The organism is Sodalis sp. RH22 (assembly GCF_047324165.1).
Taxonomy (GTDB): Bacteria; Pseudomonadota; Gammaproteobacteria; order Enterobacterales; family Enterobacteriaceae; genus Acerihabitans.
In genome coordinates this window covers 130,834-146,854 of sequence record NZ_CP178731.1, presented here as the reverse complement: position 1 = coordinate 146,854, position 16,021 = coordinate 130,834, and the positions used below count along the sequence as shown (strand labels likewise).

General features: G+C 61.1%; 14 protein-coding genes. 4 read left to right on the top strand and 10 right to left on the bottom strand.

The genetic code is table 11. The features are described 5' to 3' along the window. The first annotated feature begins 36 nt into the window (after positions 1-36). Positions 37-1,251, top strand: coding sequence for an MFS transporter (locus ACL2XN_RS00615; protein WP_410014470.1), 1,215 nt, complete (start codon positions 37-39; stop codon positions 1,249-1,251). Between the two features lie 29 nt (positions 1,252-1,280). On the opposite strand, the gene ACL2XN_RS00610 is transcribed toward ACL2XN_RS00615, so the two are convergent. Genes ACL2XN_RS00610 through ACL2XN_RS00600 form a run of 3 tightly spaced genes read right to left on the bottom strand, consistent with a single transcriptional unit; the run spans position 1,281 to position 4,513 of the window. Further along, positions 1,281-2,822, bottom strand: a complete 1,542-nt coding sequence (locus tag ACL2XN_RS00610; protein WP_413731033.1) for a DHA2 family efflux MFS transporter permease subunit — start codon at positions 2,820-2,822, stop codon at positions 1,281-1,283. 53 nt (positions 2,823-2,875) lie between these two features. Next, a complete protein-coding gene (locus ACL2XN_RS00605) occupies positions 2,876-3,958 on the bottom strand; it encodes an HlyD family secretion protein (protein ID WP_410014469.1) in 1,083 nt (360 codons plus the stop codon). A gap of 12 nt (positions 3,959-3,970) precedes the next feature. Then, a complete protein-coding gene (locus ACL2XN_RS00600; RefSeq protein ID WP_413729854.1) occupies positions 3,971-4,513 on the bottom strand; it encodes a winged helix-turn-helix transcriptional regulator in 543 nt (180 codons plus the stop codon). Between the two features lie 188 nt (positions 4,514-4,701). Here ACL2XN_RS00600 and ACL2XN_RS00595 point away from each other — a divergent pair, with 188 nt between their 5' ends. Continuing rightward, entirely contained in the window at positions 4,702-5,628 is a 927-nt protein-coding gene (locus ACL2XN_RS00595; RefSeq protein ID WP_413729852.1) for an MBL fold metallo-hydrolase, read from the top strand. A 110-nt stretch (positions 5,629-5,738) separates the two neighbouring features. On the opposite strand, the gene ACL2XN_RS00590 is transcribed toward ACL2XN_RS00595, so the two are convergent. Continuing rightward, the gene (locus tag ACL2XN_RS00590) at positions 5,739-6,554 is read right to left on the bottom strand and encodes an aldo/keto reductase (RefSeq protein ID WP_413723191.1); all 816 of its coding nucleotides are present in this window, start codon (positions 6,552-6,554) and stop codon (positions 5,739-5,741) included. 431 nt (positions 6,555-6,985) lie between these two features. Here ACL2XN_RS00590 and ACL2XN_RS00585 point away from each other — a divergent pair, with 431 nt between their 5' ends. Beyond that, positions 6,986-7,672, top strand: coding sequence for a GntR family transcriptional regulator (locus tag ACL2XN_RS00585; RefSeq protein ID WP_410014465.1), 687 nt, complete (start codon positions 6,986-6,988; stop codon positions 7,670-7,672). 116 nt (positions 7,673-7,788) lie between these two features. On the opposite strand, the gene ACL2XN_RS00580 is transcribed toward ACL2XN_RS00585, so the two are convergent. Next, positions 7,789-9,324 carry an MFS transporter gene (locus tag ACL2XN_RS00580; protein ID WP_413729851.1) on the bottom strand — a complete coding sequence of 512 codons (1,536 nt, stop codon included), beginning with the start codon at positions 9,322-9,324 and terminating at the stop codon, positions 7,789-7,791. Positions 9,325-9,460: 136 nt separating this feature from the next. Next, a complete protein-coding gene (gene uxaC, locus ACL2XN_RS00575; RefSeq protein WP_413729850.1) occupies positions 9,461-10,864 on the bottom strand; it encodes a glucuronate isomerase in 1,404 nt (467 codons plus the stop codon). A 333-nt stretch (positions 10,865-11,197) separates the two neighbouring features. Between uxaC and ACL2XN_RS00570 the strand changes: the two genes are divergently transcribed. Next, positions 11,198-11,767 (top strand): DJ-1/PfpI family protein, encoded by a 570-nt coding sequence (locus ACL2XN_RS00570; protein WP_413729848.1) that lies wholly within the window; start codon positions 11,198-11,200, stop codon positions 11,765-11,767. Between the two features lie 42 nt (positions 11,768-11,809). Here ACL2XN_RS00570 and ACL2XN_RS00565 read toward each other — a convergent pair whose 3' ends face one another. From ACL2XN_RS00565 to ACL2XN_RS00550, 4 genes are all read right to left on the bottom strand, one after another. After that, the gene (locus ACL2XN_RS00565) at positions 11,810-12,940 is read right to left on the bottom strand and encodes a M20 family metallopeptidase (protein ID WP_413729847.1); all 1,131 of its coding nucleotides are present in this window, start codon (positions 12,938-12,940) and stop codon (positions 11,810-11,812) included. A 192-nt stretch (positions 12,941-13,132) separates the two neighbouring features. Beyond that, a complete protein-coding gene (locus tag ACL2XN_RS00560; RefSeq protein ID WP_410014460.1) occupies positions 13,133-14,443 on the bottom strand; it encodes an MFS transporter in 1,311 nt (436 codons plus the stop codon). A gap of 26 nt (positions 14,444-14,469) precedes the next feature. Then, the gene (locus ACL2XN_RS00555; protein WP_410014459.1) at positions 14,470-15,222 is read right to left on the bottom strand and encodes an SDR family NAD(P)-dependent oxidoreductase; all 753 of its coding nucleotides are present in this window, start codon (positions 15,220-15,222) and stop codon (positions 14,470-14,472) included. A 14-nt stretch (positions 15,223-15,236) separates the two neighbouring features. Further along, positions 15,237-16,001 (bottom strand): acetoacetate decarboxylase family protein, encoded by a 765-nt coding sequence (locus ACL2XN_RS00550; protein WP_410014458.1) that lies wholly within the window; start codon positions 15,999-16,001, stop codon positions 15,237-15,239. Positions 16,002-16,021 lie beyond the last annotated feature (20 nt).

Below are 16,021 nucleotides of genomic sequence, written 5' to 3'. Positions count from 1 at the left end.
TGGAATCATTAAAATAAACACAGAATGGGACAGGATATGAGTCATGCAAAATGGTACCGGATCGGCGGCACATTGATGATTGGGCTATTTGTCGCTTATCTCGATCGTTCAAACCTCTCCATTGCGCTGCCCGGCATGGAACGCGACCTGGGTTTTTCCGGCGCGGCGACCAAAAGCCTGGCATTAACCGGCTTTCTTATCGGCTATGCGGTGGCGAATTTTTTCGGCGGCTTCCTTACCTACAAACTGAACCCCAAAACCACCATCGTCAGCATGGTGCTGATCTGGTCGCTGGCCCAGGTGATGACCGCCTGGGTCACCTCGCCCACGCTGTTGATTATCTACCGCATTATTCTCGGCATCGCGGAAGGCATTTACTGGCCGCAGCAATTCCGTTTCGCCCGCGCCTGGTTTACCAAAGATGAAATCACGCGCGGCACCAATCTTATCCAGTTTTACGGCCAGTTCCTGGCGCTGGCGCTGGGGTTCCTGATCCTGACGCCCATTTACGACGCCCTGGGCTGGGAATGGATTTTTTATATCACCGGCGGGCTGGGCCTGGCGATCGTGGTGCCGTTATTTTTGCTTTTCCTGAAAAACGCACCGGAGGGCGGCAGCGGGGCGGCGGCCGAAGAGGCGCGTCCCGCCGGGAAACTGACTTTCCAGGCGCTCGGCGGTTATCCCTTCCTGTTATTGATATTCAGTTATTTCGCCAACGGCATGCTGTTTTGGGGCATTACGCTGTTTATTCCGATGCTGGTTCATTCGCTGGGCTTTACCGGCCTGTGGCAGGGGTTTGCCAGTTCCCTGCCCTATATGCTGGCGATTGTGTTCGCCATTCCGATGGCCTATATCAGCGATCGTACCCAGAAACGCGGGCTGATCGCCGCCTCGGGACTGGCCGTCGCCGGCATACTGCTGGTCATGTTGCCCGTTATTGATAATCCGGTGGCGAAAATGGCGTTGATTACCCTGGCCATCGCTTATTTCACCAGCAGCTACACCACCAATATCTGGTCGATTATCACCTCAAGCGTCCAGCCCGAAGCGGTAGGCCCGGCGGCCGGGGTGATTAACGGCATCGGCGCGGGCGGCGGCGGCACCACCGCCGGTTTTGTCGTCGGCGTACTGTACAGCAACACCGGCTCCTATCTGGCGGGATTCAGCGTTATCGGCGCGGTAGCCATCCTGGGCGGGCTGGCCGTCTATCTTTATACCAAAATCCAGCGCACGGACGTGAGCGCGCAATAACGTGGCCGCGCCCCCAGCCTTTGCCGCGGTCAATGCGCCGGGGGCGCCGCCGCCGGCTTGGTTATTTTCTTCATCAGCGGCACCATGGCGGTGGCGATGATAAAGCACCACATGATCGCCATAAACGTATCGCTGAAGGTTAACGTGCGCGCCTCGCGGTAAGCCAGCGACCACAGCTGGCGCAACGCGGCGGCGGCGGCGGAGGACGGATCGTAGCCGAGCCGGGTAAATTGCCCGGCCAGCGTATCCAGCATGGCGTTCATCGCCTCGTTGGACGCCGTCAGGGATTCCGCCAGGCGGGAATAATGCAGGTTGGTGCGATCGTTGAGCAACGTCGCGCACCAGGCAATGCCGATGGCGCCGCCCAGGTTGCGCATCAGGTTGAAGAGCCCCGAGGCCATTTTCAGTCGTTCCGGCGCCAGGCTGCCCAGGGTCAGCGTGACGACCGGGGCGACGGAAAACTGCTGCGCCATGCCGCGGAACGCCTGGGGTATCAGCAGTTCCCGCGCCCCCCAGTCATGGGTAATCGGCATAAAATTCCACATGGAGAAAGCAAAGCAGGCAAGGCCGAACATCAGCAGCCAGCGCAGATCGATACGGTTGGCTAAAAAGGAATAAACCGGAATGGACAGGACCTGGAAGATGCCGGTGGAAAATACCGCCATACCGATCTGCAGCGCGCTGAATCCCCGGACCTGGCCGAGGAACAGCGGCGTCAGGTAGATAGTGGCGAAGAGGCCGACGCCGGTGATAAAGGAGAAAAAACAGCCAAGGGCGAAGTTGCGCTCTTTTAACGCGCGCAGATCGACAATCGGCCGGGCAAAGGTTAGCGAGCGCCAGAGAAACAATACGCCCGCCACGGCGGAAATCCAGGCGGTGGCCAGGATAACGCCATCACTAAACCAATCCCAGCGCGGCCCCTCCTCCAAGGTGTACTCAAGGCAGCCCAGGCAGAGCGCCAGCAGCACAATGCCAAGGTAATCGGCGCCGCGCAGCAGCGCCAGGTTGGCGCGGTCAATCCTGACCATAAGCGGCACGGCGACGGCAACAAAAATCCCCGGCACTAAATTGATAAAAAAGAGCCAGTGCCAGGAATAGTTTTCGGTAATCCAGCCGCCCACCGTCGGCCCAAGCGTCGGCGCCAGCGACGCGATGCCGCCGACGGTGGCGGCGGCGAACACCCGCTGCGGCCCGGCAAAAAAGATAAAGGCGGTGGTAAACACCAGCGGGATCATCGAACCGCCGAGAAATCCCTGCATCGCCCGGAACAGGATCATGCTCTGGATATTCCACGCCCAGCCGCACAGCAGGCTCGATAAGGTAAAGCCAATGGCGGAAACGCAGAACAGCCAGCGGGTCGACATCACATGCGCCAGCCAGCCAGAAAGCGGTATGACGATGATCTCGGCGATCAGATAGGCGGTCTGGACCCAGACGGTTTCATCGGTGCCCGCCGACAGGCCGCCGCCGATATCCTTTAACGACGCCGAGACAATTTGTATATCCAGCAAGGCGATGAACATGCCGACGCACATGGTGGCAAAGGCGAAGATACGGGTGGGCAGCGTCATGCCGGCCGGCAGGGCCGCCACCGATGAATGCGCGGCCGGCGCGGCGGCGGCGCTCACGGGCGTTCCGCTTCGCGGCTGTCGATGGCGGCGGTTACCGACAGCCCCGGGCGCAGCAGGCCCAGCGTGCCGTCGTCGCGGTCAAGATTGATGCGCACCGGGACGCGCTGGACGATTTTGGTGAAATTGCCGGTGGCGTTTTCCGTCGGCAGCACGCTGAACTGCGCGCCGGTCGCCGGCGCCAGGCTGCTGACCGTACCGTGGAACACCCGCCCGGGCTGGATATCGGCCCGCACCGTGGCGCGCTGTCCCGGCCGCATATCCGCCAGCTGATCTTCTTTAAAATTGGCGTCCACCCACAAGCCCGTGGCCGGGATAATGACCAACAGCTGGCTGCCGGCGCCGGCCCAGGCGCCCAACCTGGCCCGCCGGTTGCCCACCACGCCGTTTATCGGCGCGCGGATCTGGCTGTACTCCACATTAAGCCGCGCGAGATCGCGCCCGGCAACGGCCTGATCCAGCGCGGCCTTGATCTGGCCTTTTTCGCTATCGGTGACCGCCAGCTGACGCTGTGCCGCCAGGAGCGCCGCGCGGGCCTGCTGGCCATCGGCCACCGCCTGCCGGTAGTCGGCCTCGGCTTTTTGCAGGCTTTGCACGGAGACGGCGGCGGACATCTGCAGTTTTTGGTAGCGATCCAGGTCATGGCGGGTGCGTTCCGTTTGCGCGTCATAACCGGCGATGGCGGCCTTGGCCTGCTCGATCAGCGCTTCCTTTAAACTGCGCGTCGAGGCCAGATTGACCAGCGCGGCCTGCTGCGCGGCGATTTCGCTTTCCGTTTTCGCCAGTTCGGCCCGGTAATCCCGATCGTCAAGCCGCACCAGCACATCGCCGGCATGCACCGCCTGGTTATCGGTGACCTCGACGCTTGCGACATATCCCGCCACTTTGGCGCTGATGGTGGTGATGTCGCCGCCGATATACGCATCGTCGGTAGTCTGCATAAAGCGGCTTTGGGTCCACCAAAAATAGCCGTAACCGGTAAGTATCGCCGCGCCGGCCGTCAAGGCCATAAGCATCAGGACGCGGCTTTTTTTCATGCCGCGCGGCGGCGCGTCGCTTGCGCTGAGAGGCGTATTCATCGGACTATCCTGTTAAGCAAATTTTTTAGCGGGCGGGTTAAAACGCAGGTTGTCATCCCCGGTCGTTTCTTTTAGCTGCGAAAATTCCATGCGGTAGCGCATTTGCTCGCTGGCCACCGGTCCCGGGCCTACCCGATAGGCCGCCTCGGTCATTTTTTCACCGGTCACGGCATCCACCAGTATCGGCTGCGCCGGCACGTTGGTTTCCCGGTTGATCAGCTGTGTCGCGATGCCCTCGGGGGCGAAATGGGCGTTGCCCCAGGCCAGCAACGCCCATAATACCGGCCGGAAATCGCGTCCGGCCTCAGTCAGGTGATATTCGTGGCGGGGAGGCTTATCGCTGTACTGCCTGCGCTCCAGCAGGCCGTTTTCCACCAGTTCGGTTAACCGGCGCGTCAGCATATTGGGGGCGATCTTCAGACTGGCCTCGAATTCATAAAACCGCGTCAGGCCGTAGAAGGCGTCGCGCAGGATCAGCATGCTCCACCATTCCCCTACCCGTCCCAGGCTGCGGGCGATGGGACAGGGCATGGCGCTGAAATCGGTCTTGGTCATGGGCGGGCGCTCCGGCTGGTAACTATCAAGTTGAAAGTAGCATACCGCCAGTGACTATCATTATGCAAGTGTATGCCTAAAAAAAGGCGCATAGGGTATAGTCAAAGCGGGCACTCTCGCGCCGCATGCCGCGCGTAGGGCTTTTGACCGGCCGCCGGCGCGGCATTCTCAATCAAGGCAGGTGTTGCATGTCAGATCATCAGCATAGCGTTTCCCAAGCCGCCACCCTGCGCGTCTGCCGCCCCTGGCCCGGGATCATGGCTTTTTACGACGGGCGCATCCCCCATAAGAGACTTTACGGCGCGCAAGATAACTGGCTCGATGACGGCGCCTTCTCTCTCGGCACCGCCACCTACGCCATCATCGCGGGCCACGAGGCGGTGGTGTACGATACCCACATGACGCTCGATCACGCCGCGGCGATCCGCGCCATCCTGGAAGAAGAGGGCGTCACCGCCATCAGGGTGATCATGAGCCATTGGCATACCGATCATGTCGCGGGCAACGCGGCGTTCGCCGATTGCGAAATCATCGCCTGCGACCTGACCCGGCAATTGCTGATCGAACACCGCGAAGAGCTGGAAAACGGCGCCCCGCCCATTACGCCGCTGGTCCTGCCCACCACCACCTTTACCGATAGCCTGGACCTGACCGTCGGCGCCCTCTCCCTGGAGCTGCGCCAGTACGATATCCACAGCGCGGACGGCCTGGTGGTGCGCATCCCTTCGCTGGGGCTGCTGTTGGCCGGCGACACGCTGGAGGACACCCTGACCTATGTCGCCGAACCCGGACGGCTCGCGATACACCTGCGCGAGCTGGCCCGCCTCGGCCAGTGGGATTTCCAGCGGATCCTGCCGAACCACGGCCGCTTAGAGATGATTGCCGCCGGCGGCTACCCGCGCGACCTGATCGCCGCCACGCAGCGGTATGTGGAACAGCTACTCCGGCTGCCGGCACACCCGGAATTAGCCGCTTTGCCGCTGGTGGAGTTTGCCGCCGCCTCGCTGGCGACCGGCGCGGTGGCCTGGTTCGAACCCTATGAGGCGGTACACCGGCATAATATCGCCAGCGTGCTGAAGGCGGCCGGCGCCGATTGCCGGCCACAGCCTGGCTGAGTGAGGATCAACCGCGCGCGCGGGAGTTCGCCGCGATTTTCGCGGCAAGGGGGCTGCGGCGCGCGGCTGGACTGCCGCGGGTGGACGTCACGCCGGTTTGCCCGCCGCCATCAGACCAGGGCGATCAGTTCGCGCCGCTGCCGCGGCGTCAGCGCCGGTCCGGTCGCCGCCGCCGCGTTTTCCGCCATGTACCTGGGATTGCCCGTGCCCGGTATGGCGCAGGTGACGGCGGAATTGGCGAGCACGAACTTCAGCGCCAGCTGCGCCCAGGACGCGGCGCCGGCGTCTGCGGCCCAGCCGGGCAGCGGCGTCGCCCCCAGGCGCCTGAGCAGCCCCCCGCCGCCAAACGGCGTGTTGCAGATAACGGCCACCCCTTTGTCACGCGCCAGGGGGAGCAGCCGTTGTTCGGCCGCGCGATCGTCCAGGGCATAGTTAATCTGCAGAAAATCCAGCGGCGTGGCGTTGATGAGGCTCTCCAGCGCATCGTACGCCGCAGGGGTATAGTGCGTGACGCCGATATAGCGGATGCGTCCCGCCGCTTTCATCGCGCGCAGGGTGGGCAGGTGCGTTTGCCAGTCCAGCAGATTATGGATTTGCATCAGATCGATGCGATCGGTTTGCAGTAAACGGAACGACGCCTCCATTTGCCGGATGCCGGCCTCGCGTCCGGAGGTCCATACCTTGGTGGCGAGAAAGGCCCGGGGCCGCAGCCGCCGCGCCCCCAGCAGTTCGCCGGTGGTGCGCTCCGCCCGGCCGTACATGGGCGAACTGTCGATAACCGTGCCGCCGGCGGCAAACAACGCATCCAGCACCGCGGGAAGCCGCGCATACTGACTGTCGCCGGGCGCGACATCAAAGCCGCGATAGGTGCCAAGGCCGATAACCGGCAGCGCTTCGCGCGAGGAAGGGATAGGACGGGTCGGCATAGGCGATGCTCCTGGCGAAGGCGGCCGCGGGGATACCGGCGGCGCGCCGAATGAAACCCTTGCGCCCAGGGTGCTCCAGGCCGCCCATCCGGCGCCGAGGCGCAAGAGCCGGCGGCGGGATAACGGCGCCATCGTCAGCCCGCCTGGCCGGGATACCGCCCGGGCGCGATAGACGGCGCACGCCGCAAGGCGCGGCAGGCCCCGGCGTAGCCTGGTGATAGAGATTGACCGCCGATACCCAGGTCGAGCCGTTTTTGCATCCCACGATCCCCCCTACTGTTTGCCCGCCGTTATTACCGCATATAGCTTATCGTATTACTATAAGCCGGCGCCAGCCGACATAACGGCAATAGCGGGTGCATCATCCCTTTAGACTTACCGGCAATTGTAATATATTCAGCTAAGCTATTTGATAAAACGGTCAATATCCTATGTCGCTCACCCATATCCTCCATGCCGGTCAGCCGGTAAATCAGCAGATTTACCGTTTCCTGCGCCAGGAGATTGTCACCTGCATAATCCCGCCGGGTTCGCTGCTTTCCGAAAAAGAAATCTCCGCGCGGTTTAATGTCTCGCGCCAACCCGTGCGCGAAGCTTTTATTAAACTGGCGGAAACCGGGCTGGTCCAGGTATTGCCCCAGCGCGGCACCTTTGTGCGTAAAATCTCCGCCAGGCTGGTTGAGGACGGGCGTTTTATCCGTGAATCGCTGGAAAGCGCCGTGGTACGCCGCGCCGCCAGGCAGGCCCGCCCGGAGTATCTTGAGCGGCTGGAATATAATCTGGAGCTGCAATCGCGCTCGGCGCAAAAAAACGATAGCTTTGAGTTCCTGCGGCTTGATGATGATTTTCACCGGCTTATCGCCGGCAGCATTGATTGCGCCCTGGCCTGGGAAACGGTGGAAAATATCAAGGCGGCGATGGACCGGGTGCGTTTTCTGACCTTAAGCGAAGTCTCGCCGCCGGACCGGCTTATCGAACAGCATCATCATATTCTCCGCGCCATTAAAGCCAAAGACGCCGACGCCGCCGAACAGGCGATGCGCCTCCATTTGCAGGAAATGATTTTCTCCATTACGCCTATTAGCGAGCGCAACGGCGAATGGTTTGAGGATGACTGAATAGCGCGTCATGGGCGTACGGAACGCGGCCGGCGCTACCGGCCGCGGGGATGGCGGGATGAGAAACAGCGGCGCGCGGCGCCGGGAATCAGCCCGGCCGCCGCGGCGCAATACCTTTACGCCGTCTCCGGCGCGGCCGCCGGCGCCACTTCCGGCACGGTATCAGGCCAGACCCTATCATAACTATAGCCGGTCAGGTCTTCGACGACAGCCCGGGTGCGCGGGTCGACCTGGCGTTTATCGCCGTTGTTCTTAAGCCGCTCGATGTCCTGCACCAGAATGGTATGGGTGCGTTTATTCAGTCTGAACGTCAGCGCGACGCACAGCGCCAGCACCAGCAGGCCGCCGGTACCGATAAACAGCAGCATGGCGATGGTCGTTACCGCCTGCGGGGACTGCACGGCGCTGCCGGTAATAAACCCCCCTTCCTGCAAAATCACGCCGACAAAAAAGGTGGCGATGGCAACACTTGTCTTGCGGGAAAAGGTCATCACCGCGGCAAACAGCCCTTCGCGGCGTTTTTTGGTCACCATCTCGTCGATATCGGGAATAAACGGAAAGACGTTCCAGGGGGTAAATTCCAACAGGCAGCGTCCTATCTGGTAGGTGATGGCGATAGCGTAAAGCATCAGGACCTTGGCCGGCGGATTATTCAGGTACACCGCAAGCAGCGCCCCCAGGCAAACCAGCATAATGGTATAGCCGCAAATATACAGGCGGGAGGGACCGTATTTAATAATCGCCATGCCCGCCAATAACGTCACCGGCAGGCCGATAATACTGAGGGAAAGCAGGCCCGCGGCAAATGACGCGGAGACGCTCAGGCAATACACGCAGAAAAAGACAAAGACGGTATTAAAGATATCCTTGGCGGTAAAAGACAGCAGGTAAATGGCGATATGTTTACGAAAAGCGCGTATTTTCAGCGTCGAGCCATACTCTATCCATAGCCGGCCAAAGCGCTTTAATTGCTCGCCAACGCTGTGTTTATCGGTGGATTTGGCGCGATCCAGATCCGCCAGCATGGCCGGCGTCAACGCCCGCTCCCAGGTCACGCTATACGAGACCATGATGCATACCGCGAACAGCACGGCAAAAAACAGGCCGTTAACCAAATAGGCCGTAGGGTTGTTTTCCCCGAAATGGCCAATCAGCAATCCCGGAATGAAGGTTGCCAGGAACGTGCCCATCGCCGAGAGGAAAATGCGGCAGGTCGATAATTTGGTCCGCTGGTTAAAGTCCTTGGTCATTTCCGACGGCAGGGTTTCCCAGGGGATCAGCACCATCGCGGCAATGATTTCAAATAATAAATATACCGACAGATAAAACCAATAATTCATGCCGTTAAGCCACAATAAGGCATAGACCAGCATGAGCGGCGAACCGATTAATAAAAAGAAGCGCCGGCGGCCAAATTTTTTACCAAAATAGTTTTTGTAAAAATGGTCGGTAAAACTTCCCATAAACAGGCTGACGATAGCATCGACAATACGCGCGATACCCACAATCGACGCCGCCTGTATCGGCGACAGGCCGACAAAGGTCGTATAGTAGAACAATAGCCAGGCGCCGATAACGGTAAACGCCCCCCCGCCCATGATATCGGTAAGGCCATAGCCGATACCGATAGGTATTGTGACTTTCCTCGACATAACGTTAAGCCTCTATTTTAAATTTTATGCGGCGAGACAATAGATAATTATTCGCTGCATTTAAAAAATGACGATAAAGTCAAAAATAATATTATGTCTCAAATATTAAATCTGACTCATGCAATAACAGCGATCGCTAAAAATCAAAATAAACCTTGGCATTCTGATAACAAATATTACCGATAAGTTTTTCCAGCAAGGCCTGGTCGGCGGGAATATGTCCCGCCGTGACCCACTCGCCAATCAGATCACATAAAATGCGGCGAAAATAATCATGCCGGGTGTAGGAAATAAAGCTGCGCGAGTCGGTAAGCATACCGACAAAATTCATTAACAGTCCGTGGTCGGCCAGCGTGGTCAGTTGGCGGATCATGCCGCGCCGGGTATCGTTAAACCACCAGCCGGCGCCGAACTGCATGTTCGATTTAACCCCGCCCCCGGTTTGGAAATTGGCCAGCGTGGAGGCCACCACGTCATTGAGCGACGGATCCAGGTTATAAACGATGATTTTCGGCAGGGCGTCCCGTAGCGCCATGGCGTCGAACAGCCGGTTAAGATGCGGCGCGATGTCGGACTGATCGCAAATGGAATCGTAACCGACATTCGCGCCGAGCTGCTGAAACATCCGGGTATTGGCGTTACGCAGCGCGCCAAAATGGATCTGCATGGTCCAGCCGCGTTTGGCGTAAAAGCCGGCCAGCGCCAGCAGCACCGCGGATTGGTAACGGACCTGGTCGTCGCCCGCGAGCGCGTCGCCCGCCCTTTTCCGCTGGAACAGCGCTTCCTGTTCCATTGGCGTGGACGGTAAATAGGCAATACGCGTCAGGCCGTGATCGGAAAGCCTGCTGCCATGCTGGTGGAAATAGCCGACGCGGGCATCCAGCGCCGCCAGGTAGTCGTCAAAACGGTGAATGGCGGCGCCGTTGAGTTGCTCAAGACGGGCGATAAAGCGCCGGAAGACGTCGCCGTCGGCCTCCAGCGCCTCGTCGGGCCTGAACGTCGGCAGCACCCGGGTGGCAAAATCCGCGTCATCGCGCAACGCCTGATGGTATTCCAGGGAATCGGTCGGGGCATCGGTGGTACAAATGACCTCGACATTGGATTGACGTATCAATCCGCGCGGTGAAAACGATGGCTGTTGCAATAGCGGATTGACCCGATCCCAAACGCCCCGCCAGTTTTGACCGTTCAGGGGCTCGGTGATACCGAAATAGAATTTAAGCTCCAGATGGGTCCAGTGGTAGAGCGGATTGCCGACACAAGCCTCGACGGTCTGCGCCCAGGCCTGGAATTTTTCCATCGCACAGGCGTTGCCGGTAATGAATTCCTCGGGTATGCCGTTGGCGCGCATGGCGCGCCATTTATAATGATCCCCGGCCAGCCAGAGTTCGGTCAGGTTGGCAAAAGGACGATCCTCGGCGATAACCCGGGGATCAAGATGGCAGTGGTAGTCGATAATAGGCGCAAGCGCGGCGACCTGATGATAAAGCTCGCGCGCGCAATCGCTCTTTAACAAAAAATCCCGGTCGATAAATGCCATTTCACACCTGCTGATGATAAACAATGCGCACTACCATACTAGATGGTTCAACACGGTGTTTTGAACGCAGTCACACTTCTTGGGCAGGCGGCAAAATATCCCTATCGCGGCGCCGGTTATGACGAAACCTCTCTTAGCGCGCGCATTACGATAAGCCCCCACCGGCGCAGCGGCGCAGGCCGTCCCGGGGCTGTTTTGTTAGCCAAATGCCATTATTCAGGCGCTTTTTAAGCTAAAATAGCGTCATCAGGGCAGTGAATGCCCGGCTGGCCCTGCGCTGACATGGGCTGAATCTTGTGCCTTTCTCCTCCACCTCTCCAGGGAGTTTTCATCATGACCACAAAAAAGATTTTGCTGCTGGTCGGCGATTACGTCGAAGATTATGAAGCCATGGTGCCGTTCCAGGCATTGCAGATGCTGGGCCATCGCGTGGACGCCGTCTGCCCCGATAAAGGCAAGGACGAATACGTGCTGACCGCGATCCATGATTTTGACGGCGCGCAGACCTATAGCGAGAAACCGGGCCATCGCTTTGTGCTTAACGCCGATTTTGCCGCCGCGCGGGCGCAGGACTATGACGCCCTGGTGATCCCGGGCGGCCGGGCGCCGGAATATCTGCGGCTCAATCCCGCGGTGATCGCCTTGGTGCAGGAATTTGACGCCGCCGATAAACCCATTGCCGCCGTATGCCACGGACCGCAGATCCTGGCGGCGGCCGGCGTGCTGAAGGGCCGCACCTGCAGCGCCTACCCGGCCTGCGCGCCCGAGATTCGCCTGGGGGGCGGCCAGTATGCCGATATCGGCGTCGATCAGGCCTGGGTGGACGATAACCTGGTCACCGCGCCGGCCTGGCCCGCCCACCCGCAATGGCTGGCAAAATTCGTCGAGCTGCTCGGCCGCTAGCCCTAGCCCCTGAGGCGCTACCGGCGCCATGCCGGCCGCGCCTCAGTCGATTTCTCCGCGGATAATTTCGGCCAGCAGCGCGGCCCGCAGCGGGATATCGGCGATAATGATATGTTCATGGCGGGCATGGATGCCGGCCCCGGTGGCGCCCAGGCCGTCAAGGGTGGCGATGCCCAGCGCGGAGGTGAAATTGCCGTCGCTGCCGCCGCCCACCGCCTTGCCCGCCAGCGCGACGCCCAGCCGTTGCGCGGCGCGTTGCGCCTGGCTAAACAAGGCCATGTTTTGCGGCGTTTGTTCCATCGGCGGCCGGGACATGCCGCCGGTTATCTCGATGCTGATCCCCGGCAGTGTCGCGCAGATGCCGTGAATCGCCGCCAGCAGGCGTTCCGCCTCCGCCATATGCGTGACGCGCAAATCCACGCCAAGGTAAGCCTGGTCGGCCACCACATTGATTTTGCCGCCGCCCTGCGCCGCCCCGACGTTAACCGTGGTGCCCATCTGCGGCGCGTTCAGGCTGTGCAGATACAGGATTTGATGCGCCATTTCCTGGATGGCGCTGACGCCCTCCTCCGGATTATTGCCGGCATGGGCGGCGCGTCCGGTAATTCTGATATCAAAGCGGCCCACGCCCTTGCGGGCGATTTTCGCCTCATGGGTATGGGCGACGGCTGGTTCCGCCACCAGCACGCGATCGGCGCCGGCCGCCTGCCGCTCTATCCATTGACGCGAGCTGGGGCTGCCCAGCTCCTCATCCGACGGGCATATAAAGACGACCCGTTGGCCGTGCAGCAACCCGCATTGTTGCAAGGCGCGCACCGCCCAGATCGCCTGGACCAGTCCCGCTTTCATATCCAGCACGCCGGGACCGAAAAGCTTGCCGTCCCGTTCAGCCATCTCCAGTTCGTCGAGTTCCCACACGGTATCGAAGTGGCCGAGAATGCAGGTCAGCCCGGGCCCCTCGCCGACGGAAAAGGACAGGTGATCGCCCAGCGTCTCCTGCCGGTATACCTGCGCGTCCGCGCCCAGGCGCTCGACCGCCATGCTTTGCAGCACCGCGCCGCACCGGTCCACCGCGATTTTATTTAACGACGGCGACTGCGCCTGTACCAGGCGCTTGATATCGCCAAGGAGTTCGCAAGCGTGTCGTTGCAGGTAGTCATAGGGAGTTGGCATGGGTCGGTTTCCTGTCCGGGAGAGCGGGTGGGTGATGACGGATATCTATAACGTACTCTGCATCACATTTCCATACCGGTGTGAGTGAGAACGGCGCAAGCGCCCGCGCGATGGCGGCGACGGCATGGCCAAGACCGCCGCCGCTGACCCGTACGGCTTTGCCGCTGGGTTTTATCGTCCTCTTCTCCAGGGCTAATGATGGCGCAGGCCGCTGCGCAGGGTTTCGCCATAGGCCAGCGCGGCGATGAGCGACGCGCCGGCGGCGGCGATGACAAACCAGGCGGGCGACTGCAAATCCCCGGTGGCGCTCACCAGCCAGGTGGCGATAAAAGGCGCGGTACCCCCCAGCAGAGTGACGGGAATATTCAGGCTGACGGACAGCCCGGTATAGCGGATGCGGGTAGGCATGATTTCCGCCATGGCGCAGAGCGCGGTGGCCGAATGCGGGGCAAACGCCAGGCTCATCAGGCACAGCCCCAGCACCGTCTGGTTAAAATTGCCGGCGTTAAGCAGATGAAACGCCGGATAAGTGACCAGCGCAATGGCCAGCGAACTGGCGATCATCAGCGGGCGCCGGCCGATGATATCGCTCAGCCAGGCGAACCCGGGCAGCAGGCAGCAATAGAACGCCAGACTGTACAGATTGGCGCGCTGCGCCTGCGCCAGGGAGAACCCCAGCACCACCGACAGATAGGTGGGCGAATAAATATAATAGATATAAATACAGGCGGAAGGCGCCGCGATCAGCCCCATGCCGATCAGGATGGCGCGCCATTCCTGGCGTAATCCCGTCAGCAGCGGGGCTTTTTCCACCCCGGCGGATTTTTTCACCTTGGCGAAATGCGGCGTTTCCTCCAGCTTCAGGCGCAGATAAAGCCCGACGAACCCCAGGGGCAGCCCCGCCAGGAACGGCAGGCGCCAGCCCCAGGCATGCAGGTCTTCGGCGGACAGCAGGGCGGTCAGCGCCGTCGCCACCCCGCCGCCGGCCAGCAGCGCCAGGCCGATGGTGAAGGTTTGCCAGCCGGTATATAACCCCCGCCGGTGCGGCGGCGCGTATTCGGAAATAAACGACGTGGCGCCGCCGTATTCGCCGCCCACCGAGATTCCCTGGATCAAGCGGGCCAGCGTCAGGATCACCGGCGCGGCCAGGCCGATGGTGTCGTAGGTCGGCATTAAACCGATGACCGTGGTGGAGCCGGCTATCAGCATAATCGCAATCGACAGCGGTATTTTGCGGCCGTAGCGATCGCCCAGATGGCCGAAGATAATACCGCCCAGGGGACGGGAGGCGTAGCTGATGGCAAACACCGCAAAGGTGAGCAGCAGGCTGGCGGCCTGGTTTTCCGCCGGGAAAAACAGCCGGGCGATCACCGAGGCGAAATAGCCGTAAATCACAAAGTCAAAATACTCGATGAAATTACCGATGCAGGCGGCGACCAGCGCCCGTTTATGCTGCGCGGTCACCCGCGGCGCATACTGCGCCGTGATAATTTTTGAACTCATGGTGCATCTCCTCCAGGGGGATGGGATCAGGCCACGGTGCCGCCGCCGTCTACGACCAGCGACGCGCCGTTAATATGACTGGACGCCGGTGACAGTAAAAACGACACCATCTGCGCCACATCGTCGGGGGTGCCGTACGGCGCCGTCGTCGCCCGTTTGATGCCGCCGCCCGGCGCCTGTTCGGCCGCCATGCGATCGATGGCCTCGATCATGGCGGTTTGCGTGGGACCGGGCAGTACGGCGTTGACCCGCACTTGGCTGCCGACGCATTCCAGCGCGCTGCTCCTGACCAGGCCCAGCACCGCGTGTTTACTGGCGACATAACCGGCCATATTGGCACGGCCGCGTATCGCCGACGTGGAGGCGATGGCCACGAAACTGCCGCCCTGCCGGCGCAGCAGCGGCAACGCGTACTTCAGGCAATAAAAGGTGCCGCAGGTATTTACCGCCAGCACCTGGCGAAACATGTCGCCGGGGTAGTCGCTTATCTCCCGCACGGCGCCCGCCATGCCCGCGCAGCTGACAAACCCCTGGCATCCGCCGTAGAGACGGGCGGCGGCGCCGGCCAGCGCCGCCACATCGCGCTCGCTGCCGATATCGCCGGCCACAGCCGTCGTTTCGGCGCCGAGCGACGCGCACGCGCGCCGGCACGCCTCAAGCGCCTGCGCCTCCTGTTCCGCCAGCACCAGGCGCCATCCCTGCCGCGCCAGGGTTAACGCCACCGCGCGGCCGATGCCGCCGCCCGCGCCGGTAATAATCGCCACCGGATCTGTCATCATGGTGCTCTCCGCGATCAGGGATAAAGACGCGCCAGCAGGCGGCGATCTTCCACGGCGAACCCGCCGCCATACACATCCGAGGTCATGAAATGCGCGCTCAGCACCTCAGGCTCCAGCGCCGCGATGGGATCAAACGGGCTGGCGTGCAATGTCCAGTCGATATGGCCGCGTACCGGCGCCGAATAGCGCAGCGGCGTGCGGCGATAGACCACATCGGCATAGGCGGTGGCCGGTTTTTCCGGATCGGGCAGGCGGCGCACATGGATTTCGCCCGCCGGCTGTTCCGCCTCGTCGGTGAGCAGCACCAGCGGCGCCGCGGCGTCGGGAGTAAAATGGAAATCCGCCAGCGGCACGTTGCGCCGCCGCACCCAGCCGCTGATTCGGCCGTCGTCGGTTTCACGGAAGGCGTAGTGGGTATCCTTTTTGGTGTAGCCGAACAGCTCGCGGCCGGCGCAGATGCCCATCGGGTCGCTGCAATACATGAAGATATGGGTTTGGGTAAACAACGACTGGTAACGCACCGGCACCGTGACCATCAAATCAAACATTTCCCCGCTGTGTAGTGCCAGGGTATGGCCGGGCGAAAGCATAAAACGGAACGCCACCCGGTCGTTGACCAGTTCGAAAGGGGTATCGCGCAGCAACGCCTCTACCTTGCGCCGTTCGACCCGGGTCACCACTTCCAGCGTGCGCAGCGGACATTCCCATTCCACGGGGTAAGCCGGCGCGTAGGGAGGATTGACGCCGCTGTCGGGATGCATTTTGTAATCGCCAAACATATAACACTCCTTTCCAGGAT